Annotated in this window: 30 protein-coding genes, 1 tRNA gene and 1 pseudogene; 16 read left to right on the plus strand and 16 right to left on the minus strand. The window is 65.0% G+C overall.

What is annotated here, in order from left to right:
* Together QJT78_RS25665 and QJT78_RS25670 are read left to right on the plus strand one after the other, a co-directional pair.
* The coding region (locus QJT78_RS25665; protein ID WP_281460349.1) for a hypothetical protein at positions 1-282 on the plus strand (282 nt) is incomplete at its 5' end.
* A gap of 164 nt (positions 283-446) precedes the next feature.
* Positions 447-632, plus strand: coding sequence for a hypothetical protein (locus QJT78_RS25670; protein ID WP_028151001.1), 186 nt, complete (start codon positions 447-449; stop codon positions 630-632).
* A gap of 222 nt (positions 633-854) precedes the next feature.
* Here QJT78_RS25670 and QJT78_RS25675 read toward each other — a convergent pair whose 3' ends face one another.
* Entirely contained in the window at positions 855-1,577 is a 723-nt protein-coding gene (locus QJT78_RS25675) for a hypothetical protein (RefSeq protein WP_157790314.1), read from the minus strand.
* On the minus strand, positions 1,574-1,780 hold the full coding sequence (locus QJT78_RS25680) for a hypothetical protein (RefSeq protein WP_028151003.1): 207 nt from the start codon (positions 1,778-1,780) through the stop codon (positions 1,574-1,576). Before QJT78_RS25680 ends, QJT78_RS25675 begins: the two co-directional genes overlap by 4 nt.
* 302 nt (positions 1,781-2,082) lie before the next feature.
* On the opposite strand from QJT78_RS25680, the gene QJT78_RS25685 reads away from it, so the two are divergent.
* Both QJT78_RS25685 and QJT78_RS25690 read left to right on the plus strand, forming a co-directional pair.
* Positions 2,083-2,535 carry a VOC family protein gene (locus QJT78_RS25685; protein WP_028151005.1) on the plus strand — a complete coding sequence of 151 codons (453 nt, stop codon included), beginning with the start codon at positions 2,083-2,085 and terminating at the stop codon, positions 2,533-2,535.
* A 338-nt stretch (positions 2,536-2,873) separates the two neighbouring features.
* Complete coding sequence (locus QJT78_RS25690) at positions 2,874-3,512, plus strand: glutathione S-transferase (protein WP_028151006.1); 639 nt, start codon at positions 2,874-2,876, stop codon at positions 3,510-3,512.
* Positions 3,513-3,644: 132 nt separating this feature from the next.
* Here QJT78_RS25690 and QJT78_RS25695 read toward each other — a convergent pair whose 3' ends face one another.
* From QJT78_RS25695 to QJT78_RS25705, 3 genes are read right to left on the minus strand one after another with little or no spacing between them, the layout of a single operon-like run.
* Entirely contained in the window at positions 3,645-3,812 is a 168-nt protein-coding gene (locus tag QJT78_RS25695; protein ID WP_014495480.1) for a hypothetical protein, read from the minus strand.
* A 5-nt stretch (positions 3,813-3,817) separates the two neighbouring features.
* Positions 3,818-4,063 carry a hypothetical protein gene (locus tag QJT78_RS25700; protein ID WP_028151007.1) on the minus strand — a complete coding sequence of 82 codons (246 nt, stop codon included), beginning with the start codon at positions 4,061-4,063 and terminating at the stop codon, positions 3,818-3,820.
* Positions 4,064-4,119: 56 nt separating this feature from the next.
* Positions 4,120-4,374 (minus strand): PilZ domain-containing protein, encoded by a 255-nt coding sequence (locus QJT78_RS25705; protein ID WP_028151008.1) that lies wholly within the window; start codon positions 4,372-4,374, stop codon positions 4,120-4,122.
* Between the two features lie 224 nt (positions 4,375-4,598).
* On the opposite strand from QJT78_RS25705, the gene QJT78_RS25710 reads away from it, so the two are divergent.
* The 8 genes from QJT78_RS25710 (at position 4,599) to QJT78_RS25745 (ending at position 11,308) form a co-directional block, all read left to right on the plus strand.
* A tRNA-Glu gene (locus tag QJT78_RS25710) sits at positions 4,599-4,673 on the plus strand.
* A 100-nt stretch (positions 4,674-4,773) separates the two neighbouring features.
* Positions 4,774-5,430 carry a hypothetical protein gene (locus QJT78_RS25715; protein ID WP_028151009.1) on the plus strand — a complete coding sequence of 219 codons (657 nt, stop codon included), beginning with the start codon at positions 4,774-4,776 and terminating at the stop codon, positions 5,428-5,430.
* Between the two features lie 141 nt (positions 5,431-5,571).
* On the plus strand, positions 5,572-6,198 hold the full coding sequence (locus QJT78_RS25720) for a PilZ domain-containing protein (RefSeq protein ID WP_281460350.1): 627 nt from the start codon (positions 5,572-5,574) through the stop codon (positions 6,196-6,198).
* Between the two features lie 122 nt (positions 6,199-6,320).
* Positions 6,321-7,328 (plus strand): acyl-CoA desaturase, encoded by a 1,008-nt coding sequence (locus tag QJT78_RS25725; RefSeq protein ID WP_028151010.1) that lies wholly within the window; start codon positions 6,321-6,323, stop codon positions 7,326-7,328.
* Positions 7,329-7,466: 138 nt separating this feature from the next.
* The gene (locus tag QJT78_RS25730; RefSeq protein ID WP_028151011.1) at positions 7,467-7,724 is read left to right on the plus strand and encodes a hypothetical protein; all 258 of its coding nucleotides are present in this window, start codon (positions 7,467-7,469) and stop codon (positions 7,722-7,724) included.
* A 578-nt stretch (positions 7,725-8,302) separates the two neighbouring features.
* The gene (locus tag QJT78_RS25735; protein WP_028151012.1) at positions 8,303-9,343 is read left to right on the plus strand and encodes a PrsW family glutamic-type intramembrane protease; all 1,041 of its coding nucleotides are present in this window, start codon (positions 8,303-8,305) and stop codon (positions 9,341-9,343) included.
* Positions 9,344-9,412: 69 nt separating this feature from the next.
* Complete coding sequence (locus QJT78_RS25740) at positions 9,413-9,991, plus strand: HdeD family acid-resistance protein (RefSeq protein WP_028151013.1); 579 nt, start codon at positions 9,413-9,415, stop codon at positions 9,989-9,991.
* A gap of 231 nt (positions 9,992-10,222) precedes the next feature.
* The gene (locus QJT78_RS25745) at positions 10,223-11,308 is read left to right on the plus strand and encodes a 3-deoxy-7-phosphoheptulonate synthase (protein WP_028151014.1); all 1,086 of its coding nucleotides are present in this window, start codon (positions 10,223-10,225) and stop codon (positions 11,306-11,308) included.
* Positions 11,309-11,379: 71 nt separating this feature from the next.
* On the opposite strand, the gene QJT78_RS25750 is transcribed toward QJT78_RS25745, so the two are convergent.
* The 3 genes from QJT78_RS25750 to epmA are packed head-to-tail and all read right to left on the minus strand — an operon-like array spanning position 11,380 to position 13,836.
* Positions 11,380-11,637 (minus strand): hypothetical protein, encoded by a 258-nt coding sequence (locus QJT78_RS25750; RefSeq protein WP_028151015.1) that lies wholly within the window; start codon positions 11,635-11,637, stop codon positions 11,380-11,382.
* A gap of 43 nt (positions 11,638-11,680) precedes the next feature.
* Positions 11,681-12,775 (minus strand): lysine-2,3-aminomutase-like protein, encoded by a 1,095-nt coding sequence (locus QJT78_RS25755; RefSeq protein ID WP_038943643.1) that lies wholly within the window; start codon positions 12,773-12,775, stop codon positions 11,681-11,683.
* Positions 12,772-13,836: an EF-P lysine aminoacylase EpmA gene (gene epmA / locus QJT78_RS25760; protein ID WP_028151017.1), complete on the minus strand. Its 1,065-nt coding sequence runs from the start codon at positions 13,834-13,836 to the stop codon at positions 12,772-12,774. Before epmA ends, QJT78_RS25755 begins: the two co-directional genes overlap by 4 nt.
* A 162-nt stretch (positions 13,837-13,998) precedes the next feature.
* Between epmA and efp the strand changes: the two genes are divergently transcribed.
* Together efp and QJT78_RS25770 are read left to right on the plus strand one after the other, a co-directional pair.
* A complete protein-coding gene (gene efp / locus QJT78_RS25765; RefSeq protein ID WP_028151018.1) occupies positions 13,999-14,565 on the plus strand; it encodes an elongation factor P in 567 nt (188 codons plus the stop codon).
* Positions 14,566-14,609: 44 nt separating this feature from the next.
* Complete coding sequence (locus QJT78_RS25770) at positions 14,610-16,205, plus strand: hypothetical protein (protein WP_038943642.1); 1,596 nt, start codon at positions 14,610-14,612, stop codon at positions 16,203-16,205.
* 31 nt (positions 16,206-16,236) lie between these two features.
* Here the strand turns inward: QJT78_RS25770 and QJT78_RS25775 are convergent, their stop codons facing one another.
* Both QJT78_RS25775 and QJT78_RS25780 read right to left on the minus strand, forming a co-directional pair.
* Positions 16,237-16,740: a cupin domain-containing protein gene (locus tag QJT78_RS25775; RefSeq protein ID WP_028151020.1), complete on the minus strand. Its 504-nt coding sequence runs from the start codon at positions 16,738-16,740 to the stop codon at positions 16,237-16,239.
* Between the two features lie 32 nt (positions 16,741-16,772).
* On the minus strand, positions 16,773-17,252 hold the full coding sequence (locus QJT78_RS25780; protein ID WP_028151021.1) for a carboxymuconolactone decarboxylase family protein: 480 nt from the start codon (positions 17,250-17,252) through the stop codon (positions 16,773-16,775).
* A 53-nt stretch (positions 17,253-17,305) separates the two neighbouring features.
* Between QJT78_RS25780 and QJT78_RS25785 the strand changes: the two genes are divergently transcribed.
* On the plus strand, positions 17,306-17,836 hold the full coding sequence (locus QJT78_RS25785; RefSeq protein WP_028151022.1) for a MarR family transcriptional regulator: 531 nt from the start codon (positions 17,306-17,308) through the stop codon (positions 17,834-17,836).
* A gap of 6 nt (positions 17,837-17,842) precedes the next feature.
* On the opposite strand, the gene QJT78_RS25790 is transcribed toward QJT78_RS25785, so the two are convergent.
* The 3 genes from QJT78_RS25790 to QJT78_RS25800 all read right to left on the minus strand — a co-directional run bounded on the left by QJT78_RS25790 (position 17,843) and on the right by QJT78_RS25800 (position 18,701).
* A complete protein-coding gene (locus QJT78_RS25790; RefSeq protein WP_028151023.1) occupies positions 17,843-18,031 on the minus strand; it encodes a hypothetical protein in 189 nt (62 codons plus the stop codon).
* An 84-nt stretch (positions 18,032-18,115) separates the two neighbouring features.
* Positions 18,116-18,367, minus strand: a complete 252-nt coding sequence (locus tag QJT78_RS25795; RefSeq protein WP_281460351.1) for a hypothetical protein — start codon at positions 18,365-18,367, stop codon at positions 18,116-18,118.
* A gap of 73 nt (positions 18,368-18,440) precedes the next feature.
* Positions 18,441-18,701 carry a hypothetical protein gene (locus tag QJT78_RS25800; RefSeq protein WP_028151025.1) on the minus strand — a complete coding sequence of 87 codons (261 nt, stop codon included), beginning with the start codon at positions 18,699-18,701 and terminating at the stop codon, positions 18,441-18,443.
* 133 nt (positions 18,702-18,834) lie between these two features.
* Here QJT78_RS25800 and QJT78_RS25805 point away from each other — a divergent pair, with 133 nt between their 5' ends.
* Positions 18,835-20,064 (plus strand): lytic murein transglycosylase, encoded by a 1,230-nt coding sequence (locus tag QJT78_RS25805; protein ID WP_281460352.1) that lies wholly within the window; start codon positions 18,835-18,837, stop codon positions 20,062-20,064.
* A gap of 111 nt (positions 20,065-20,175) precedes the next feature.
* On the opposite strand, the pseudogene QJT78_RS25810 reads toward QJT78_RS25805, so the two are convergent.
* The 3 genes and pseudogenes from QJT78_RS25810 to recJ form a co-directional block, all read right to left on the minus strand.
* Positions 20,176-20,971, minus strand: a pseudogene (locus QJT78_RS25810) (aldolase).
* A 108-nt stretch (positions 20,972-21,079) separates the two neighbouring features.
* The gene (locus tag QJT78_RS25815; RefSeq protein WP_038943641.1) at positions 21,080-21,889 is read right to left on the minus strand and encodes a glucose 1-dehydrogenase; all 810 of its coding nucleotides are present in this window, start codon (positions 21,887-21,889) and stop codon (positions 21,080-21,082) included.
* Between the two features lie 91 nt (positions 21,890-21,980).
* Positions 21,981-23,822 carry a single-stranded-DNA-specific exonuclease RecJ gene (gene recJ / locus QJT78_RS25820; protein WP_028153589.1) on the minus strand — a complete coding sequence of 614 codons (1,842 nt, stop codon included), beginning with the start codon at positions 23,820-23,822 and terminating at the stop codon, positions 21,981-21,983.
* Positions 23,823-23,958: the final 136 nt, after the last annotated feature.

Raw genomic sequence — 23,958 nt, forward strand, 5'->3', positions numbered from 1 at the left:
GTCCGGCGGCTCTTCTTCGTCATCTTCGCTCCTGATTCGCAGCAAGAATCCTCGCCGCTGTCAGGCAGAAAATCCACTCAAGCTACTGTCCGAATTTGCGGGGCCAGCTCTATAGGCGGCAAGCCCGAGAAGGCCGCCCACGACAAGGCGTGCAGCGCGGCCGTGAATCTTCGTATCGAGCCACGCACAAACCGCCACCGCAGCCTGTCTCAGCCAGTTGCCGACGAGGATTCTGACGAGATCAAACAGGAGTTCTGCAACGAGTGCGGCCATGGAGTTTAGTCGCCCTACCTCTGGCGGGGTTCAACTGCCGAGGGTTTGACCATTGCGGGCGCCGGTTCGATAGGTTGCTGGCAAGGTCACTGCTCGACACTCATAAACAGCCATCATCGCCGAGCCAGCCGCAAGCGGGTTCACTTTTGAGAGAATTCCCTGCATAGTGCGGCATGGCCAAAGCAAAAGTGACCTTCAAAACCGTCCGCCTCTCAGACAGCGACTGGAAGATACTGGCGGACTACCCCGACCACGAACAGCGCGAAATCACCGGATTCGCAAGCAAGGCAGATGCCGACGACTGGATCAACGGCGATCGCAAGATCGCATGGCTCCGTTCCCAGGGTTACGCCAAGTGAGCTAGCCAAGTGACGTAGCTGTCGCGCGCATACCGCGATCCCCCTTTTTGATATTGCAGGCCGCTGCTTCGGGGGCATCGAAGCCAAAGTGGATGACCAAGTGCCATTGGCTTGCTTTCGCCGAAGGTGGTGGAGAAGCTGGGGTATGTGATGGGGCTGGTGCGGGAGCGAGCGTGACTCGTTCGCATCCGTCGCGAAGCGCGAACGCTGCTCGCAGCCACTTCAATTCGTCGTGGTCTTGCCGCCGCGCATGGACACGAGCTTGTCCTCACCAAATCCGAGAATGAGCCAAGCGGTCTCATCGAAACCGTCTGCGAGCTTTCCCTCGTGAGAATACACGATCTGAGCAGCTTCCGACTTCGACGGCGGTCCCAACGCCGTGATTACCTCCTGACGCGACATACCTAAATGCAGCTTGCTGTCGAGGACGACGGGCGAGAACTTTTCCGGGATGATGGCGCAATCGGCCGAGGCCCCGGCGTCTTTCTCGGTGAGCTCTTCAACGATCTCCGTGACGAGATGGTCCGGGCCGCCCATCTCTCCGCTGGACACCACCCATAATCGATGCTGCGCGCGCCGATAACACAGCCAATAGATGCTATCTCCAGCGTCGCCTTGGTGTCGGATGGTCCCTTCGCCCACGGCTTCGCGAACCGCGCCGAGCCGCGTCGCTTCGAAGCGGCCGGCGAATGCGCCTAGCGAAAAGCGGGTCGCCAATCTCTTCACGACTGTCGGCGGCACGCGCTCGAACGCATGTTCGTCGACTGGGGGCGGCGGTGTCTGCGCGGAGCAGTCGTCCGCGGGGATCGCGAAAAGGAGAAGGAGCAAGAAGAGCGTCTTTCGACCATCAACTCCGAATTGCCTATATCTTTCTCGCCTCAGCAGGTCGCGCCTAGGCGTCGAGAGTGCGGGCATCGGTTTCTGGGTGTCGGACACGTCAGTCACCCCAGCTTCCCTTCATTGATCTTGTGCGCAACCTCGCCAACAGAGCTGCCAACGATGACGGCGGTCACGATTGGCCAAAAACCCGCCACCATGACGATAGCGCCCCAACGCATGTCTTCGCCGGGCCGTCTGTAGCCATCGTTGATGCCGCCGAGGATCAACCAGATCAGGCAGCCAATTGCATATCGCTTGAACCATTTCACGGCGAAATACCTTCCAGATATGGGCATTAGTGACCGTGACATTGAGGATGGTTCATCGGCAGGACCGGGCTTGCTCATTGACGAGAAGCGCTGAATTCCGCTGACAGCGCATTGAACTCATCTGCGTGTCCCGGCTGACGCTACGGCTTGTCCGTCCATGCTGAGTTGGCTGACCGCACCCACCGTCTCTCCCTCACGCACATGTGCCTGCGCCCCCTGCCCCTCCTCCCACTTTCCTGCTATCTCCTGTCCCCGCCGTTCCGGCCCAAACCAAAACACCTCCGTATCAGGGAGCAACAACCATGCGATACCTCCACACCATGCTGCGCGTGCGCAATCTCGATGTCGCGCTGAAGTTTTACCAGGATGCGCTGGGGCTGAAGGAAGTGCGGCGGATCGAGAATGACAAGGGGCGCTTCACGCTCGTCTTCCTGTGCTCGGCGGACGATCTCGAGGCGCTGAAGAAGCAGCCGCAAACGCGCGGCGCGCCGCTGGTCGAGCTCACTTACAATTGGGACGAGGAGACCTATGGCGAAGACCGCTTCTTCGGCCATCTCGCCTATGAGGTCGATGACATCTACGCCACCTGCGCGCAGCTGATGAAGGCCGGCGTCACCATCAACCGTCCGCCGCGCGACGGCAACATGGCCTTCGTCCGCTCGCCGGATCTGCACTCGATCGAGCTGCTGCAGAAGGGCGAGCCGAAGGCGCCGGCCGAGCCCTGGTCGTCGATGCCGAATACCGGCCACTGGTAGGCCGCGCCGCAGGAACCAGCCTTCGCTACCCGTGTTGTCCCTCCGACATAACGATTGGAGGAAGACGTAATGGGACGAGGACTGTTGCTGTGGATGCTTGGCGTGCCGATCCCGGTGATCATTCTGTTGTGGCTGTTCTTTGGCCACTGATCCTCGGGCTCGATCTGCCAGGTTCGATTCGCCAAGCTCGGTTTACCAAGTTCGATTTGCCAAGTTTGGCTTGCAATGAAAGCTCCGCCGACGGCAGAGCTTTTTGCATGAGGGGCGCCGCAATCGCCGTCGCTCCGCCTGAGGAATTCCGCTATCACGCGCGCCAAAGCGAAACGCGGGAGGACTTCATGCCGGACACCAAGCGGACGATCTGGGGCCGCGCCAACTCGGTCAACGTGCAGAAGGTGCTGTGGTGCCTCGCCGAGCTCGACCTGCCCTATGAGCGCATCGACGCCGGCATGAGTTTCGGCAGGACCCGCGAGGCCGACTATCTCGCGATGAATCCCAATGCGCGGATCCCGACACTGGTCGAGGGCGACTTCGTGCTGTGGGAATCGAACTCCATCATGCGCTATCTCTGCCTCGCGCATGGCCGCGGCACGCCGATCTATCCCGAGGCAGCGAAGCTGCGCACCAGCGTCGACCGTTGGCTCGACTGGACGCTGTCGATGGTGCAGCCGGTCGACCGGCCGGTGTTCTGGGGCATCGTGCGCACGGCACCCGCCGAGCGCGACATGATCCAGGTGCAGCGGGATGCCGATGCCGCCGCCGAGGTCTGGGCCATCGCCGACCGCCTGCTCTCAACGCGCCGCTTCATCGACGGCGACCAGTTTACGCTAGCCGACATCGCGATCGGCGCCTATGCGCGGCGCTGGCTGGGCGTCGAAGGCATCACCCGCCCGGCGCAACCCCATTTGACCCGCTGGCTCGCCGAGCTCGGCAAGCGGCCCGGATTTGCACAGTTTGTCGCACCGCCGATGTCGTGAGCCGGCGGCGCGGCGTAAGCTGCGCTGAGCGCGCGATGAATCGTCGTCATGGCGCACGCATCAAGCGTCGCACCGGGACTTGACGGCTACTGTGCATGGGGTTGTTTTCGCGTTTTTGTTCTGGGCCGGTGCCTAGCGCCAGCCGCGCTCGACCAGCAGCACGCAGATGATCAGCACCAGCGTCACGGCGGCGGTAGCGAGCTTGGCCGTCCAGCTCAGGCCGCGGCCGACCCACAACAGCAGCGCGCAATACATCACGAAGGGGACGATGATGTCGGGCCGCATGAGATCCGGCGGCATCGGCTTCAGCGCCTGACCGTGGTCTCGACGCTGACCGAGCCGCCGATCTTCACGCAGGTGCCGGTGCCCTCCACCATGACGAAGCGCGGGCCGTAGGAGGCGCAGGAACCGGCCTTCGCCGTGCTACCCGTCCCCTTCAGCGGCAGAGCCTTGCCGGCCTGCGGCCTCTCGGCAGGCGGAAGGCGCAGGGCCTCAGCCGCGGCCGCGGAGGTGGCCAGCAACGGGATGAGGATGAGGAGCGGCGCGCGCATGCAACCGTTCTAGCCCGGACCGGCGCCGCGCGCCATCCGGGTCGCCTCGCCCGGGATCAGATGAACTTGACGCCCGCCGATTTGCCGCGGCGCCAGATCACCTGGCAGCTCCGCCCGGTGCGGGCGTCACGCGCGAACGCCATCCGGATCACGCCCGGGAGCTGGCTCGCGTCCTCGTCCAGCATGATCTTCGCGCCGGTATCGGAGATGTCCTCGACCAGGCAATGCCGCGCCGCGAATCCGCCGTCGAGCGTGATCCAGGCGTGCCGCGACAGCGATTTGCGGGCTGCGCGCTTCTTGGGCTGGGGCATGGACAAATTTCTCCGGTTCCAGCGCTAGCTCAGGGGCCCCTAAGAAACCGTTGAAATCGCCCCCGAATGCAGCAGGGGGGACGCTATCCACCGGTGCCAAAAGACCGTTCCCGAACGGCTTGCCCACGGCGCCAAAGGCCACTATACGTTCGCCCGCTGCAGCCGCCGGGCTCGACTCGGGTGGCCGGCGGCCATGCCGTGAAAAGCGGCGGGGCCTTTTGTTTGCTCCCTTCGTCTATCGGTTAGGACGCCACCCTTTCACGGTGGAGAGAGCGGTTCGATTCCGCTAGGGAGCGCCATCATCCGGCCATCGGGTGATGCGGCGAAATCCGCTGCCCCCGCATGAACCTCCCCGCCCCTGACCGACGACCAATGTCCCGTTGGAACCGGTGCAGGCCCATGGCGCAGCGCAAATCCCCCTCGGACCGCCAGACCGGCGCCGCCTCGCCGGCACCGCTGTCCTGGATGCACCGGACCGCGCCCTACGCGCCGGAGCGGCGCGCCAGAATGCTGGAGCACATGGCACGCGCCCGATCGCTTCCGCAGCCCCAGGCCGCGACCGCGACGCCGCCGCGCACGAGCGGCATGGACATTTTCGGCGATGCCTTCGGCTACACGGTCCTGTTCGGCATCATCGCCCTGCTCTTCCAGTCGCGCGTTCCGCTCTATCTCGGCGCCTTCCTGTTCCTCACCGACGGCGAGCGCATCGAACGCGCGCTTGGAACGATCGGCATCCGGTTCGAGCCGGATACGGTCGGTCCCGACATCATCAAGGGCTTCGCATCCCTGTTCGGATGGTTCGCGCTGCTCGCGTCCCTGCAAGGCTCTGTGCCGGCCTGGCTTGCGGCATGGATGCCGCCGGCCGCATCCTGGTCCGCCATTGCCGGCATCGCCGTCGTGTTCGCGACCGTCGAAGCGTCTGCGGGGCTGGCGATGCGGCACGTATTGCCGTGGTTCGGATTCCAGATCAGACCGGACAGCCTGACCGCGACGACGATCAAGCTCCTCATGGCCCTTGGCCTGCTCGCCTTGCTGGTGCTGCTCGGATCTCTCTGAGCGGCACACAATGACGATGTCGTGAGACGGCCGGGTCGTTTACCGGAAATTTACCCCTGCTATTTGATCGGCGTATCGTTTGCTTAGACGTTGCGCCCTACCGTGAATCTACGGAAACACTCCGAAACACGATTGGCGTTCATGTCCGTCTCAGAGTTCCTCAGGCAGCGCGCGGTGGAAGTCAGCGTGAGCGGCAGCTACTCGCTGCCGCGCTGGTACGATTGTGAGGGCCAGCTGCGCACCTTCGCCTGCCGCACCAAGCGTGTCTCCCCGTTCCGCATGATCGTCGACGTGCCTGTTGTCGGAAAGGTCGGCGAGCGCGTGACCTCCTATTTCCAGGACGTTGGCGAATTCCAGTGCACCATCAGCGCGACGCTGAAGGCGGGCTTTCTGATGGAACTCGACATGACGCGGGAGCGGCGCGCCTGGATGTCGGAAAAGCTGACCTGGCTGGAGAAGAAGCAGAAGGACGCCAGCATTCAGGAACTGCGCAATGAGGCGCGCTTCGTTCCCCAGGTCTCGCACACCTTTCTGACGCTCGCCGACGGCAGCACCCATGCCTGCTTCATCATCGACGTGTCCACGGCCGGCGTCGCGATATCCTGCGAATACGACCCGCAGATCGGAACCCCGCTTGCGGTCGGCGCCTGCGTCGGGCGCGTCATTCGCAAATTCGACAACGGCTTTGCGGTCAAGTTCGCCGAGAAGCAGCAGCGGGACGACCTCGTCCGCCTGGTCGTTCGTACGCCCATGCTGCAATCGGCCTGAATCGGCCCGATCGATTTTAACTCAACTTTAACTAAATACTGGAGGTACCGATCCCCGCGCGGTAGGGTGTGACCCAGCATGTCCGCAATCACTGCGGGCCCCGAGTTATTGGAAGTCCCGGAATGTCCATCGCTGAGTTCGCCCCGGCAGAGACCGCCCAAAACGCGCCCGCCGTCGCAAAGCCGCAGCTCCCGCCCGGCGTCATCACTGAAGGCCCGCTCGTCCAGGCCAAGTTGCGCGAAAGCTACCTCCTCCTCGGTATTCTCTACGTCGGCGCTGTTGCGGGCATCATCTGGGCCATCACGCAAGGCGTCGGCAAGGTGGAGCTGTTTACCTTCGCCTGGATGTTCGCGCTGACAACGTTCGGCATCGGCGCCGGCATGCACCGCCTGTTCGTCCATCGCAGCTTCCGCACCGGCCCGATCATGCGCGTCTTCTTCTGCGCCATCGCCCAGATGGCGGTGCAGGGCTCGATCGCGAAATGGGTCGCCAACCACCGCCGCCACCACCTCTATGCCGACGACGTCGGCGATCCCCACAGCCCGCAATTCGACGGCTTCGGCAATCGCTATGTCAGCGCGTTGAAGGGCTTTTTGCACGCCCAGGGCAGCTGGGTGTTCGACCAGGCGACCACCGACAACGAATACTACGCCAAGGACATCCTCGCCGATCCGATCGCGATGTTCTTCGTGCGCACGCGCTGGGTCTGGTACGGGATGTCCGGCGTCTTCATTCCCGGCGTAATCGGCTACACTTTCGGCGGCGTGCACACCATGATCGGCTGCGTGCTGTTCTCCGGCCTGCTCCGCTGCTACCTGCTGATCCTCACCAGCCAGCTCACCGGCTCGGTCTGCCACGCCTACGGCTACCGCCGCTTCGAGGTCGAGGACGCCTCGACCAACGAGTTCGTGACCACGATCCTCACCTTCGGCGAGGGTCTGCACAACAACCATCACCGCTTCCCGCGGGACGCCTATATCTCGCACGCCTGGTGGGAGATCGATCTCAACGGCCTGATCATTCTGGGCATGGAGAAGATCGGCCTCGTCCACGACGTCTTCCACGCCTCGCACCGTCAGCTCGAGCTGGCGTCCGAAGCGGAAGCGCAGGCGGCCACGACGGCGCGCTAAAGGCGGCAGGCGGCGTCCGTTCCTCCGGCCGCCTTGCCTCCGCTCCGCTGCCCTATCGCGGCCCCATTGCGGGATCAGCTTTTGAGGGTCTGTGCCTCGTGCCGGACCTCATTTGCAGACTTGCGATCGGGGGACCGAATGGCAGTCAACAAGACTACGGTCGATAAGATCACTTGGGACAGGGTTGGCCGGGTCACCGAGCCCGGACGCTACATGTACACCTTTGGTTGGCTGACGATCACGGCCGGCGACCTCGATATCTGGAAGCAATATCCGCAAGCCGCCTTCACGCTGCTCGCGCACCACGCCGAGCCGGACGAGGCCGTCGGCGAGGAGTTTTATCTCGGCGCCTTCGACATCGCGCCGGACACACCGCCGCCGTTCACCACGCATTGAAGGGCGGGAAACGCCGACCCAATCGCCGTGCGGGCTGCGCGCGGCGCAGGCGACTGCGGGAACGCATGGCATGCTCGTTGCTTAATCAACGTCATGATGCACATCCCCGCCGTCGACCAGGCCTTCCTGCTGCTGCTCATCGTCTTCTGCCTTGGCACGTGCCTCGTACGCGCCTTCTGGGAGCTGGAGCAGGTGCGGACACGCCGGGCCGCTGCGCCGCCCCGCGGGCGCACAACGAAGCGTGACTAGGCCGGTTGGCCCGGCCCAGCGTTGTCCAGGCGGCAGCCACGCCGCCTCTGGACTCGCCGCTCAGCCACGTGCATCGTGAATCGAAGAAACCTGCGCAGTGCCTTGATCTGACTTGCCAATCGCGATCCGGTGACGAGTGCGGACCGCTCCCATCAATGACGAATTGGTTCTGTCATGCGCTTGATTGCGCTCGTCTTCTACACGTTCGGTGCCGATCCCGATGAACGCTGGCTGTCGCGCCTGTTAAGTGACGCGACAGCAAATGCATGACACATGGTCGCATCGGTAGACGTAGATAAGCAGATCAAGGGAACCTATTTTCGGCGCCGATGTACCTGATTGAAGCTTTGCCCACCGTCATCGGAACTGCCGCCATCGCCCCGGCGCTGCTGATGCTGTGGCTCGTCATTGCCGCCGAGGAACGCCCGGGACCGCCGGCCCAGGTCTGGACTGCGTTCCTGCTCGGGGCCGCCAGCATTTCGCTGCTGGGCCTTGCCCGCGCGCCCTTCGCCAAGATGGTTGCAGCCCCTGACAACCCCTGGGCGGCGCTCGCCATGCATTCGGTCTTCGGGGTCGCGCTGCCCGAGGAAGCCGTCAAGGTGATCGCCATCGTGCTGGTCTCCTCGACCAAGCGGCGGACCTTCGCCAATCCGATGGACACCGTGGTCTATGGCGCCGCGGTTGGCCTCGGCTTCGCCGCCTACGAGAACCTCGCCTACCTCGTCCAGCATGCCGAGATGTGGCGCTCGCTGGCCGCGCTGCGCAGCGTGCTGACCGTGCCGTTCCACGGCGCGCTCGGCATCATCGCCGGCGCCTACCTGACGATCGCGCGGGCCGGCACGGCGCTGGGTGCCAACCGCCACCATCGCGACTGGGCCCGCCTGTCCAGCCGCCTGCTGATCTTCGCCGGTCCGCTCGCGCTGCATTCCGCCTTCGACTTCCCGCTGCTGACCTTACAGCGGATGCCCGATCTCGATCCGACGCTGCGGATGTGGCTGGGCGGAGCGAGCCTGCTGATCGGCTTCAGCTCGATCGCCTTCGCCATCCGCCTGGTGCGGCGGGTCGCGCGCCATCACGCGCCGCGGACCGATATCGCGCGGGAGCGGCTTAGCCAGCTGCGCCGGATGTGGGCGCTGCTGCTCGCCGGCGGCGGCGTCGGCTTTCTCGGCCTCGCCTTCGTGCTGACCTCGATCCATCACTGGCTGATCAATCCGGAGCGCAATCTGACATTGGCCCTGATCCCGATCGGCTTCGTCTCGATCCTGCTCGGCCTTGCGCTTCTGATCGTCACGATCGCGATCTACATTCTCGGCCGCAACCGTGTTCGCACCAGCGGCGAAGGTTTTTCGTCAGCGCACGGCGGCGGTTGAGCCCCGGGATGGCAAGCGCGGTGTGTGCATATTAGATTGAGCGCACATCTTTCGATCTGGAGCCTGCTGATGACATCGCCTGAGGATTTTTCCCGGCTGAAATCCGCCATGAGCGAAACGGTCAAGGCCCATTGGAAGGCCTTCCTGTTCGAAGGCATCCTGCTTGCCGTACTCGGCATCGCCGCGCTGATCGTGCCGCCGCTCGCGAGCCTTGCGATCGCGATTTTCCTCGGCTGGATGTTTTTGATCAGCGGCATCGGCGGACTGATCGTGACCTATTGGGCGCGCAGCTCACCGGGATTCTGGTGGTCGCTGATCTCGGCCGCGCTCGCCGTGTTCGCCGGCATGCTCCTGCTGGCCCGGCCGATGCAGGCCGTGCTGACGCTGACCATCGTGCTCGGCGCCTACTTCCTCGCCGAGGGCGTCGCCACCATCATGTATGCGCTGGAGCACCGCCGCGAGCTGAGCAGCCGGTGGTCCTGGCTCCTGATCTCGGGCCTCGTCGACATCGCGATCGCGTTCATGGTGATCACGGGGCTGCCGAGCTCGGCGGAATGGGCGATCGGCATCCTCGTCGGTATCAATTTGCTGTTCGGCGGCGCCACGCTGATCGGCATGGCGCTGGCGGCACGCAATAGCAACAGTTGAGGCGCCTCGTGGCCCCTCGCGCCGATTGGGGGGTGACAACCCGTCTATCGCGCGTTATATGAGCGGCCATGATCACCCTCGTCACCAGCTATTTTTGGTACTTTAGCTACGACAGCTCGCTGGCGGCAGGAGGATCGCGCTCAATCTGAATATTGAAGCAAACGTCCGAACAAGCCGCCAGACCTGGCGGCTTTTTTATTGCCGGCAGGTTCAACCAAACAGGAGCCCGCCGTGCTGAGCACGACCGACGATCTTCGTATCCGCGAACTGAAAGAGCTGAGCACGCCGGAAGAGGTGATGCGGGAAGTCCCGCGCACGCTCACCGCAACGCGTGTGGTGATGGCGGCGCGCAACGCCATCCATGCCATCCTGAACGGCCAGGACGACCGCCTGCTGGTCGTGGTCGGCCCCTGCTCGGTGCACGATCCCAAGGCCGCGCTCGAATATGCCGAGCGCCTCGCGAACCTGCGCGAAGACCTTGCCGACCAGCTCGAGATCGTGATGCGGGTCTATTTCGAGAAGCCGCGCACCACCGTCGGCTGGAAGGGCCTGATCAACGATCCTGACCTGGACGGCAGCTTCGACATCAACAAGGGCCTGCGGCTAGCGCGCAACGTGCTGTCCGCGGTGAACAATCTCGGCCTGCCCGCCGGCGCAGAATTTTTGGACATGACGACGCCGCAATACATTGCGGACCTCGTGTCCTGGGCCGCGATCGGCGCGCGCACGACCGAGAGCCAGATCCATCGCGAGCTGGCCTCGGGGCTGTCCTGCCCGGTCGGGTTCAAGAACGGCACCGACGGCAATGTGCGCATCGCGGCGGACGCGGTGAAGTCGGCCTCGCATCCGCATCATTTCATGGCGGTGACCAAGCTCGGCCGCTCGGCGATCGCTTCGACCGCGGGCAACGAGGATTGCCACATCATCCTGCGTGGCGGTAGCCAGCCGAACTACGATGCGGCAAGCGTCGCGGCCGCCTGCAACGATCTGGCCAAATCCGGCGTCGCGCCGCTGGTGATGGTGGATGCGAGCCACGCAAATTCGAGCAAGAAGCCGGAAAACCAGCCGCTGGTCATGGCCGACATCGCCGGCCAGATCTCGGGCGGCGAGAACCGCATCATGGGCGTGATGATCGAGAGCAATCTCGTCGCCGGCCGCCAGGACGTGGTGCCGGGCAAGCCGCTGATCTACGGCCAGAGCATCACGGACGGATGCATCGACTGGGCGACCACGGCAACCGCGCTAGAGCGGCTCGCTGACGCGGTCGAGATCCGGCGCAACACGAAGCGCGCGGGGCTGCACGAGCGTTCGGCCTAAGGCCAAAGCGGGCGGGGCGAGCTGTCGCGCCCTGCCCGCCGCTAGCGGCTTATTGTTTGAGCATGATCTTTCTAGCAGCCGCGGCAGATGCTCTTGATCTTCTTGTCGAGCAGAGCGTCTTCCTTGTTCACGGGATTGTTCGGATCGCTCAGATTCTTCTCGTTCGGCACATCGCTGGCGCGCGGCTGGCGGTGGCCGATGGGTGCCTGCGGCACCGATCCCGACGTGGCGCCGCCGGATGTCGCACCCTTGGAGCCGCCGGTCTGCGCAACCGCCGCGCCGCCAAGCAAGACCACGAGCGACGCTGCCACCACCATGATCTTCTTCATGTCCGTTCCTCCATTCTCAAACCCGCGTTCTCTGCATCGCCGCTCACGTCTCGGGCGGATAGAGATGAACGTCGCCGCAATAATCCACGATACGATAGCGCGTTTCCGTCTCCGCTTCACGCGCGTCGGCTGCGGTATTTTGCACCGCCAACACATAATTCGGCCCCACCGGGGATTTGCCGGCGCCGCCGGGAATGTCGATGACATAGTCGGGCTGACACAGCCCTGACACCCGTCCGCGCAACTGCCACATCAAATCCTGCCCCTGGGCCAGCGTCGTTCGCAAATGCACGGTGCCCGGCGCGAGATCGCCGTGATGCAGATAGTAGGGCTTGATCCGGCATTCGACGAAAGCTCGCATCAAATCCGACAAAGCGGCAATGCTGTCGTTGACGCCGCGCAAAAGCACGGACTGGCTCACCATGGGAATTCCGGCAGCGGCAAGCCGTGCGCAGGCCGCGCGCGCAGGCCCCGTCAACTCGCGCGCATGGTTGGCGTGCACCGCCACCCAGGTGGTCGCGCCTTCGACCTTCAACGCAGCCACCATCTCGTCGCTGATCCGCGCGGGATCGGCGACCGGCACGCGGGTGTGAAGGCGGATGATCTTGACGTGATCGATTCCCGCCAGATCGGCCATGATCTCGCTCATCCGGCGCGGCGACAGCATCAAGGGATCGCCGCCGGTCAGGATCACTTCCCAGATCTCGCTGTGCGAACGGATGTAGTCGATCGCCGCGCGATATGCGCCGTCCGAGAGCGCGTTCTCCTTGCCGGGCCCGACCATCTCGCGGCGGAAGCAGAAACGGCAATAGACCGCGCAGACGTGAACGAGCTTGAACAGCACGCGGTCGGGATAGCGATGGACGATGCCCGGAACCGGCGAGTGCGGGTGATCGCCGATCGGATCGGCGCTCTCGCCTGGCTGCATCTCCAGTTCCGCGACGGTCGGTACGAATTGCCGCGCGATCGGATCGTCGGGATCGGACGTGTCGATCAGTTCGACCAGCGCCGGCGTGATCGCCACCGCATAGCGCGCGGCGACACGTTCGAGCGCGGGCAGCGCTTCGGCAGGTGCAAGCTGCGCGGCCACAAGTTCGGCCGGCTCACGCAGGGTGCGTGCAAGGTTGGTCTTCGTCATGTCTCACTTAACGTTTCATTTGCAGGCGGTGTCCACACTACCTGATCGATCCGCGCTGCGCCGCTCGCCAGCATCACCAGCCGGTCGAAGCCGAGCGCGACACCGCTCGCCTCCGGCATTTGGGCGACCGCGGCCAGAAAATCCTCGTCCAGCGGATAGGCCTCGCCATAGCGGCGCTGCTTCTCCGCCATCGACTCCGTGAAGCGCTTTCGCTGTTCCTCGGCGTCGGTCAACTCGCCAAAGCCGTTGGCGAGCTCGACGCCGCAGGCATAGACCTCGAACCGCTCGGCGACCCGTGGGTCATCGGCTTTCACGAGCGCCAACGCCGCCTCTGGAGATGGGTATTCGAACAGAATGGTCAAACGCCCCTGCCCCAGATTCGGCTCGACATGCTCGACCAGGACCTTGCTGAAGATGTCGGACCAGGTGTCGTCCTCCGCCACCCGGACCTTGCCACCGGCGGCCTGCGCGAGCGCAGCACGGTTACCCTCGCCGCCCGAGATTGTCGACAGCAGGTCAATGTCCGCAAACCGCTCGAAGGCGTCAGCGACCGTCACCAGCTCCGGCTCGGCGAAGGGGTCGGCGGTCCGGCCGCGGAACGAGAAATTCCCAATTCCGGTCGCCTGCGCGGCGCGGGCGATGACGACGACGGTGTCCGCCATGATGGCATCGTAGGGGGCGCGAGCCCGGTACCATTCCAGCATGGTGAATTCGGGCAGATGCAGGTCGCCGCGCTCGCGATCCCGGAACACCCGTGCGAATTCGAAAATCCGCTCCTCGCCGGCCGCCAGCAGCTTCTTGCAGGCGAATTCCGGCGAGGTCCGCAAGTACCGGCTGGCACGGCTGCCATCTGGCCGAATGATCTCGGTCCGGGGGGCGTGCAGATGGGTTTCGTTACCCGGGGAGACCTGGAGGACCGAGGTTTCGACCTCGAGGAACCCCTGCTCGGCGAAAAAGCCCCTAAGAGACCCGGTAATGGCCCCCCTGGCCTGAAGGAACGGCCGCCGGTCGAGGTGCCGCCCGGGCGACCAGAACGGTGAAATCGGCTTGTCCCCAGCCATCAACCGACCGCTCCCCGGCCCAGCAAAGTGCTGGCATCCAACGGCAAAATCAGTATGTTGCGCCCCGAAACGGGCGCTGCGGTCCGATTTGAGACCCCGAGTCCCCCCGAGATTTGACCACGTCCTGGCCCGAGCCGGGCCAAGCAAGCAGGAAATATAGCTTTGAGAGTCATCGCCAGTTCTATTCGCAAGGGCAACGTGATCGAGCAAGACGGCAAGCTTTATGTCGTCGTGAGCGCCGAGAACATCCATCCCGGCAAGGGCACCCCGGTCAGCCAGATCGAAATGCGCCGAATCTCGGACGGGGTAAAGATCTCCGAGCGCTACAAGACCACCGACCAGGTCGAAAAGGCCACGATCGAAGAGCGCAACTTCACGTTCCTGTATGAAGATGGCGACGGCTACCACTTCATGAACCCCGAAACCTATGATCAGGTCCAGGTCTCCAAGGACGTGGTCGGCGACGCGGCCTCCTATCTTCAGCCAGACATGACCGTCAAGCTGTCGACCCACGACGTCAACGTGGTCTCGCTCGCGCTGCCGCAGCGCGTGACGCTGGAAGTGGTCGAGACCGAGCCGGTGACCAAGGGCCAGACCGCTTCGTCGTCCTACAAGCCGGCGGTGCTCTCCAACGGCATCCGCACCACCGTTCCGCCGCACATCGCGGTCGGCACCCGCATCGTGGTCATGACCGAAGACGGCTCCTACTCCGAGCGCGCCAAGGACTAACGGAGAGCGGGACGATCGGACAGGCGCCGCCGGGGGGCGAGACAGTGGTTGGGAAGAGTTTCCGCTTCGTCTCGCTTCTGCTGGCGTCGCTTTCGCTCCTCACTGCCACGCCGCTCGCTGCGGATGAGATCCGCAGCCCTTCGCTCACGGCGCTGCGCGTCGATTGGCGCGCAGCGCTCGACCAGCTCCGCACCGAGGTCACCAGCCGTCCCCAGATCGCGGGCGACTTCATCTTCGCACCCCGCCGTTCGGTGCCACGCTACGATCCGCGCGCGATGCCCGCGCTGGTGCAGCTCAACGCGGTCTCATCGCAATTCTTCACCGGTATCGCCCGCAGCTCCGTGCCCGTGCTTCTGCCGTTCGATGCTGCCGCATATCTCGAGGCGCAACGCAACCGCGCGCCGGGGACGCTCCCGCTCTCGCACTACCAGGCCGATTTCAACCCCGTCGACATGTTCGATGCCGGCCCCTCGGGCTACAGCGCCAGCTTCTCGCTCGAACCCGGCGCCGGCATGCCGAGCCGCGTCTACGCAAGGCCGGTCGAGGTGCAGATCACCGGCTCGGCACTCGTTTACGACGTCGCCGATCCCACCGGCGGCAAGGGCGAGCAGGTCAAGCCGCTTGCGGCAATCTATCCGGACCTGCGCAGGTTCATCCGAGAAGGCTATGTGCGCTACGCCTTCACCCGCTTCGGCGTTGCCTATGTCGTCTCCATCCAGTGCCTGGACAGCATCGCAAAGCCGCGGAGGCTCGCCTGCAAGGAAGCCTATCCGGTTGCCGAGCGCTTCTTGAAGGGGCTCCGCGTCGCCGGCGGCCAGCGCATGCGGCCGCTCACGGACATGGCCTCCAGCATCATCGATCGTCCTTCAGCGCGGTCGCCGGATTTCACTTATCGGCCGAGCGGCGACATCATCCCGAACACCGGCTATCGCAACAAGGCCGGCCATCCGGATGTGATGGCCTATGCGCAGATCCGTTTCCCCCTCGAAAAGGCGCCCGCCTTCGTGCGTTCGCAATCCTACGGCAAGCGCGACAAGGGCGACGGCCCGACGGCCTATCCCTGGCGCGACAATTTCTGCGAGTCCCGCAGTTTCGAGGTCTGGCAGTGCGGCGGCGGTTATGGCCACCAGGGCGAGGATATCCGCGCCGCCGAGTGCCCACCGCCCGGCGAAGGCCACGAACCCTGCGATCCCAAGCAGCGCGGCGTCGTCGCGGTGCGCGACGCCATCGTGATCCGTGGCGCCAAGGATCAGGCCGCGACGCTCGAGGTCAACAGCCGCACCGAGCATATCCGCTTCCGCTATATGCACATGAACCCGCAGGCGCTGACCGCCGACGGCATGCTCAACGGCCGCATCGTCGCCGAAGGCGAGAAGATCGGCGTGGTCTCCAACTATCTCGACCATCCCGCCGGCACATCGATGCATTTGCATTTCGACGTGCAGGTATTTACCCGCGACGGGTGGATCTGGGTCAGTCCTTACGCCACGCTGGTCTCCGCCTATGAACGCCTGATCCACGCCCGCGGCCGCGAAGTCGGCCCGGAGATCGCCGGCACGCCGCAGCCGGTAGCGCATGCGTTGCCGGAGGACGTGATCAAGCCGGACCTGCGCGAGGGATCGAGCGGCGAGGAGAATTGAGGGGCGAGCTCGCTCATGCGGCCGCTACGGACTACTCCAACAGCGTCGTCAGCTGCGCGCCCTCGTCCGCCACGAACACCGCGATCAATTCCGCCGGCTCGGTCGTGCTGGCATTGGCCGAGACCAGATGCGTCGATCCCGGCGGCTCGAAGAAGGACTGGCCGACACCAAATGTCTCGACAGGACCACCGCCAAGCTGGGAACGGATTTCACCCTTGGTGATGTAGGCGGTCACCGAACCCGCGTGACGATGCGGCCGCGAGAATCCGCCGGGACCGTAGAACACACGCACGATGGTGACGCGCTTGCCCGGGACGTTCGGCAGCGCGTAGGAGCCGATCGGCTCGACCTTGTCGAGCGGCGAGCTCTCCGCCGCGGTCGCGCAGAGCGGCGCCAACGCGCCGGATACGGCGTCCATCGTTACCGGCAACGCCTTGCCGATCGCAAGCGCGCAGGCGAGCCCGCCGACGACGGCCAGCGCCATCGAGCGCGATGGCACCGGACGCTGCGCATGGGCCAAACTCATTGCAGTCATGATAACCTCCCCTTGTTTTCTCGTTGTTGCAATCAAGATGCCGCAGCGCTCGCTGCGACCGGCCGCTTCGCCGGCGTCCAGCGATACGCGGCGCCAAAGCGGTTCCAGACGTTGATCGAGGCGACCGCCGAGGTCAGGTACATCAGCTCGGTCTCGGAGAATTCGCCGGAAGCGTCCGAATAGACCTCTTCACTGACGCCATCGGGCAGGAAGGTCAGCGCCTCCGCCCAGGCCAGCGCGGCGCGCTCACGCGCGGAAAAGACCGGCGCCTCGCGCCAGACCGCGACCAGATTGAGCTTGTCCACGGGCACGCCGATCCGCTCCGACAACAGGACGTGGTGCTGCACGCAGAAGGCGCAGCCGTTGATCTGCGAGGCGCGCAGCTTGACCAGCTCGAGCAGCTGCTTGTCGATGCCAGCCTTGGCCGCCACCTGGCCGAGCGCCAGCACCAGCTCATACGCATCGGGCGCGATCTTCTTGAAATCCTCGTACTCGCCGCGGGCGTGTGACATTGGCGTTCACCTCGTGTATTGTAAGACTGCTTACATCTTATAAGAGCTCTTATATGACACGCAAGACCGCTGCCATCACGAAATCGAAGGCCTCGCGGAAGCCGACCGCACCTGCCGAAATCGCTGCCGTTCGCGTGCCCGCGCCCGGCGAAGGCAAGCGCGGCGAGCAAGGTTATCTCGGCTATCTGCTGCGACAGGCCCACGCCGCGGTCCGCCTGACGATGGAACGGACGCTCGCCGACCTCGGCGTGACGTCGCCGCAATTTGCCGTGCTGACCATGCTGAACGCCTATCCGGGTCTCTCCGGCGCCGACGTCGCCCGGCTCACCTTCCTGACCCCGCAGACGGTCGGCGTGATCATTCGCAACCTCGATCGCGACGGTGCGATCGCAATGACGCCTCATCCGGTCCACGGCCGGATCCAACAATGGACGCTGACGCAGCGGGGAACGACGCTGTTGAAGGCATGCAGGGAGCGCGTCATCGCGCTGGAGAAGCGCCTTGCGGCAAGTCTGGACGCCAAGGCAGAGACCGCGATCCGGCGCTGGCTCGCCGGCATCGCCGCCGATTTGCAGGCGGACTAACCGGCTCTAGTCGCCGCCGCCTCCGTCACCACCGCAGCCGCCGTCGCCTCCATCGGCATCCGAGAAATCGCTGACGGCGCCGTCGCCCTGAATGCCACGGCCAAAGTTCTCGGCGATGATCATCAGGATCACGACCAACAGCCCGGCGCCGAACGGCCAGGGATTGGTACGGATGATGTCGAACAGCTCCCGCATGCGCGCATTCTGGGCAGACGGAAGCAAACCGACCGTAAAGCGACAGGCTTGAAATCGGGGATATCCGCGCGAGCGCAAGGACGCTCAGCCGCCCTTCAACGCTTTCTTAACCTCGCCGTCGGACCAGGCATCGCCCGCCGCGCTCACGCGCACGCGGCTCTGATCGGCGGCATTCACCAGCACATGCGAACTCGTCCGATCCCCGCTCGGCTCGAGACGCAAATCGGTTTCGGGCTTCCAGCTCAACGTGGTCGCGAGATCGCCGGGATAGATCCGCCATCGCGATCCGTCGTCGAGTTCGACGACATGGCTTTCCGCATGTGCCCGTATCTTCATTCCACCCCGAATTCTCGATGAGCCGACTACGTGCAGATGGCGGGCCCCGGCGCTCGGCCGGGGCCCTGCTCCGTCAGTCGTTGTCGTGATGAATCACGGTCTTGCTGCGATTGCCGAATTCATCTTCCTTCTTGATCACCGTGGTGCGGTTGGCAGGCTCGCGCTCCCTGATGACCGTGGTGCGGTCGCGATCGCGGTCCCGCTCACGATATTCGTGGGACTGTCCGACCGTCACGCCGGCACCGACCGGGCCGACGTGAACGCCGACTTCGTCGGCGAATGCAGGGGCGGCGATGGCCGTGACCATGGCGGCGGCAAACAGATATCGTTTCATCTTCATCCTCCAGTGTATGCGGAGGGAATGCGGGACTGCGACACTTTGTTCCGGCGGAACGCGGCGCGATGGCCTGTTCCCGGTGTTCCAGGAACCGGCCCACAGCAGCCGTGATTCCCGCTAGAATGGGTCCATGAAACAAGCTGATTCCTCGGCCCATCACAGCCGCCGCGCCCTGCTTCGATCCACGCTCGGCGTAGCCGCACTCATCACATTCCCCACGCAGCTTCTCGCCGCGCCTCCGGGCTTCGACGAATGGCGCGAGGGTTTTCGTGCGCGCGCCATGGCGAAGGGCATTTCGGCCGCGACCTGGCAACGCGCGATGGCGCGGGTCGAGCCCGACATGAGCGTGTTCAAGCAGATGCGCAACCAGCCCGAATTCCACGAGCAGGTCTGGCAATACATCAACCGCCGCGTCTCGGACTGGCGCATCATCAACGGCAAGATCGCGCTGAAGAACAACGAGGCGCTGCTCGCGCGCATCGAGCGCGATTTCGGCGTCGAGCGCGGCACGCTGCTGGCGCTGTGGGGCGTGGAGTCCGCCTATGGCGATCCGCTGGTACAGCAGAACCACATGACGCCGGTATTCCCCTCGCTCGCCGCGCTCGCCTGGAACGAGCCGCGCCGAAAAGCCTATTGGGAAACCGAGCTGATCAACGCGCTGCGCATCGTCGACAAGGGCTGGAGCACGCCGGAGCAGATGCAGGGGTCCTGGGCCGGCGCGATGGGGCATTCGCAATGGATGCCGGAAGTCTGGCTCAATGTCGGCATCGACTATGACGGCGACGGCAAGGTCTCGCCGTTCGGCAAGCCCGACGACGCGCTGGGATCGACGGCAAAGTATCTCGTCAATTGCGGCAAATGGCATCGCGGCGAGCACTGGGGCTACGAGGTGCGCGCATCCGGCGAGGCGAGCGGCAACCGGACCTATGCGGCGTGGCAGGCGGCCGGCGTCACCCGCGCCGATGGCCAGCCGTTTCCGCAACCGAATGCATCCGCGCAGATGTGGACGCCGGTTGCGGGCGGGCCGACATTCCTGCTGGGACCGAATTTCTATTCGGTGAAGAGCTACAATCCCTCGATGAACTATGCGCTCGCAATCTGCCATCTGGGCGACCGCTGCCTCGGCGCGCCGCCCTTCATCCAGCCCTTCCCCGGCTCAGAGCGCGCGCTGACGCTCGCCGAGGTGCAGGAGATGCAGACGCGCCTGACCAAGGCCGGGTTCGACACCGGCGGCACCGACGGCCGCGTCGGCAACGACACGATGAAGGCGATCAAGGATTTTCAGCAGCGCGCGGGGATCACGCCCGCCGATGGCTATGGCGGGCTGAAGGTGCTGGCGAAGTTGCGGCAGGGGTCGTAGGCCCTGATCTCTCCCGTAGCCCGGATGGAGCGCAGCGTAATCCGGGAACACAGCGTCCGTGGTTGACGGCCCCGGATTGCGCTTCGCTCCATCCGGGCTACGCGATCGTCCCTAGTGCCTGTACTGCGGCTCCTCCGCATCCAGCTGGCGGCGGATCGCGGCGAGATGCAATCGCGCGGATTCGGAATCGCCCTCGCGCATCTGCCTGTAGGTTTCCGCCGCGATCGCGGGATCGACCGGCAGCACCTTTCGTCCCGTCGACATCGCCAGCACCTGCGCCTCGGCGGCGCGCTCGAGATAATAGAGATCGTCCCAGGCCTCCGCGATGGTCGGCGCCAGCACCATCACGCCATGATGCTTCATGAAGACGATGTCGGCATCACCGACGGCGGATGCGATGCGCGCGCCTTCGCGGTTGTCGAGCGCGAGGCCGTTGTAATCGCGGTCCACTGCCGTGCGGCCATAAAACTTCAGCGGTCTGGCCAGCCCAGATCAGGGGATCGCCCTCGGTCATCGACAACGCCGTGGCGTAGGGCATGTGGGTGTGGAAGGCGACCTTGGCGCGCGGCAGGCGCTTGTGCATCTCGGCATGGATGTAGAAAGCGGTCGCCTCGGGCGCGCCCTCGCCGTCGAGCACGTTGCCGTGGAAATCGCAGATCAGGAGCTTGGACGCCGTCAGTTCGCGGAAGGCGTAGCCGTATGGATTGACCAGGAAGAGATCGTCATGGCCGGGCACCACGGCCGAGAAATGGTTGCAGATGCCCTCCTCAAAACCATTGCGCGCGGCCATGCGGAAGCAGGCCGCGAGGTCCTCGCGCGCGGTGCGGATCGCGTCGGTGGCGAGATCAGGCCGGTTCGAGCGGAACGGCGCAGGTGCGGATGACGAAGATTGAAGGCTGTGCGCCATGGCGAAGGAAACCTCTATCGGTCGGAAGAGGCCCGCGTTGTACAGGGCCGACGCCCCTGCGTCAGCCCCTGCGGGCGCCACCCTGCCCTTCGCGTCTCGCGCGGCGGCTTATTGCCGCCGTGGCACGCCGCCGGCGTTCATGCCGCCGTCGATGACGAGCTCGCTGCCGGTGACGTAGCGCGAGGCATCGGAGGCCAGATACAGCACACCGGAAGCGATCTCCGCGGCCTGCCCGGCGCGACCGAGCGGGGTTGCGACCTTGGCCCGCTCCTCGGGGTCGATCGGGGCGTTCTGGCCGGCGCCCGTCGCCCCCGTCGGGATCTTGCCCCAGATCGGGGTGTCGATGATGCCGGGGTGCACGGAGTTGACACGAATGCCGTCGCCGGCCGCCGCGCACTCCATCGCGATCGATTTAGCGAACAGCCGCACGCCGCCCGTGGTCAGCGAATAGGCAGAGAGGCCCGGCGCGCCGCGGAGTCCCGCGAGCGAGGACATCATGACGATGGAGCCGCCGCCGATCTTGCGCATCAGCGGCAGGCAATGCTTCACGGACAGAAACACGCCGTCGAGGTTGATCGCGTTCTGCTTGCGCCAGTCGCTGAGCGTCATGTCGACGATCGAGGGCACGGCAATGCCGATGCCGGCATTGGAGACCATGATGTCGAGCCGGCCATAGCGCTTGGCGATCTCGGCGACGATCTCGATCCAGCGCTCCTCGCTGGTGACGTCCTGCTCCAGGAAGATCGCCTTGCCGCCGGCTTTGGTCACGCGCTTGGCGAGCTCGGGGCCGCGCAGCTCATCGATGTCGGTGATGACGACGGTAGCGCCTTCGCGCGCGAACAGCTCGACGATAGCCTCGCCAATGCCCGAGGCGCCGCCCGTCACCAGCGCGACCTTGCCCTCAACCTGCCCTGCCATGTTCACTCCCTTTTTTGTTGTTTGAGCGGCTTATTTTTGACGCATGATCTCCGCGCAAACGCGTACCGCGTTTGTCGCGAGGGATCTTGCGTTATCTAATCACGGATGGCCCCTGGTCCGGTAGCGCGACATCGACGACGCGGAATTGCACGCGCTCGGCGCCCTGGTACCGGTCGACCGACAACGATCCCGCGACATGCAATTGCTGACCGCGATTGGCAAGAAGTGCATTGCCGAGCTTCTGGCCGACCGAACGGAACGCAATGCCGTTGACGATCGAGCCGTCGCCAGACTTGAAGCGTAGCCTCAAATGCGCCTGTCCGACCTCATCGGCATAGACGAGCTGATGCGATGGCAGCGCCAACACGACTTCTGGATTGCCGCTGCCGAAGGGACCGGCGCGGTTGAGCGTGGTCGCGAGCTCCGTCGTCACGGCGCGCGCGGACACCGCGCCGTCGACATAGAGCTCGTTGACATGGCGCGCCTCGGCGACGTCCTGCGCCAGCGCATTTTCGAGATAGGCGCGGAATTCGGCGAGCTTCTCTTTCCGCAACGTCACGCCCGCGGCCATCGCGTGGCCGCCGCCCTTCAGCAAGATGCCGTCGGTCACCGCCTGCCGCACCGCCTTGCCGAGATCGACCCCGGCGATCGAACGGCCCGAGCCGGTGCCGATGCCGCCGGGCTCCAACGCAATCGCGAAGGCCGGCCGCGAAAACTTCTCCTTCAGGCGGGACGCGACGAGGCCGACCACGCCGGGATGCCAGCCTTCGGAGGCCGTGACGATCACGCCAATCTTGTCCTCGAGCCCGATCGAGGCCAGCGCCTCGGCTTCGGCCTGCGCTTCGGCCGCCTGCTCGATGACGCGGCGCTCGCTGTTGAGGCGGTCGAGCTCAGCCGCGATCCGCGCCGCCTCGACGCTGTCGCCTTCGAGCAAGAGCCGGACACCGAGATCGGCGCGGCCGATGCGGCCGCCGGCATTGACGCGCGGCCCCAGCATGAAGCCGAGATGCCAGGCCTCCGGCGGGCCGTTGAGCCGCGCCACGTCCATCAGCGCGGTGTGGCCGACATGGTCGCGCCGCCGCATCGCGATCAGGCCTTTGGCGACGAAAGCACGATTGAGCCCGATCAGCGGCGCGACATCCGCAACCGTGCCGAGCGCGACGTGATGCAGCATGCCGAGCAGATCGGGCTCGGGCATCTCGCTCGTCCAGAAGCCGCGCTGGCGCAGCTCGCGGTTGACGGCGACCAGTGTCACCAGCACGAGGCCGACGGCGGCGAGATGGCCAAGGCCCGAGAGATCGTCGAGCCGGTTCGGATTGACCAGCGCATCGACCTCCGGCAGCTCCGTGCCGGCCTGGTGATGATCGATCACGACCACGGACATGCCGAGGCGCTTGGCTTCCGCGAGCGGCTCGATGCTGGTGGTGCCGCAATCGACGGTGACGAGCAGCGTGGCGCCCTTGGCGGCCAGCGCGCGGATCGCTTCGGTGTTCGGGCCGTAGCCTTCGAAAATCCGGTCGGGAATATGGATCAGCGGATCGAGCCCGCAATGGCGCAGATGCCAGGCGAGCAGCGCCGCCGAGGTCGCGCCGTCGACGTCGTAGTCGCCGAAGATCGCGACCTTCTCGCCGCGCACCGCCGCATCCGCGATCCGCTTCGCGGCGGCCTCCATCTCGGTCACAGTATACGGGTCCGGCAACAGCTTGCGGATGGTCGGATCCAGGAAGTCGCTGACGCCATCGATGTCGATGCCGCGGCCCGCCAGCACCCGCGCCAACAGCTCCGGCAGCTGGTGCCGCTGCACGATGGCGAGCGCCTTGGCCGCCCCGCGCGCATCCAGCCGGTCGAGCCAAAGCTTGTCGGTGAGCGAGCGCGCGACGCCCAAAAACTCCTGGGGCACTTCGACGGGCAAGGCGGTTGCGGGCGGCGTCATGAGTCGAGACTGGCTTGAGGAACCCGGGAATCGGACTAGGCGTTGCGGCGATCGGCCGGCAATGACGATTGACCTGGAATCCCCCGGGATTTGCAATGTCCGCGCCGCACAAAGCGGTGGATTGCCACTTTGCTGC

This window comes from Bradyrhizobium sp. Mp27 (assembly GCF_029953005.1).
In the GTDB taxonomy this organism is placed as follows: Bacteria; Pseudomonadota; Alphaproteobacteria; order Rhizobiales; family Xanthobacteraceae; genus Bradyrhizobium; species Bradyrhizobium barranii.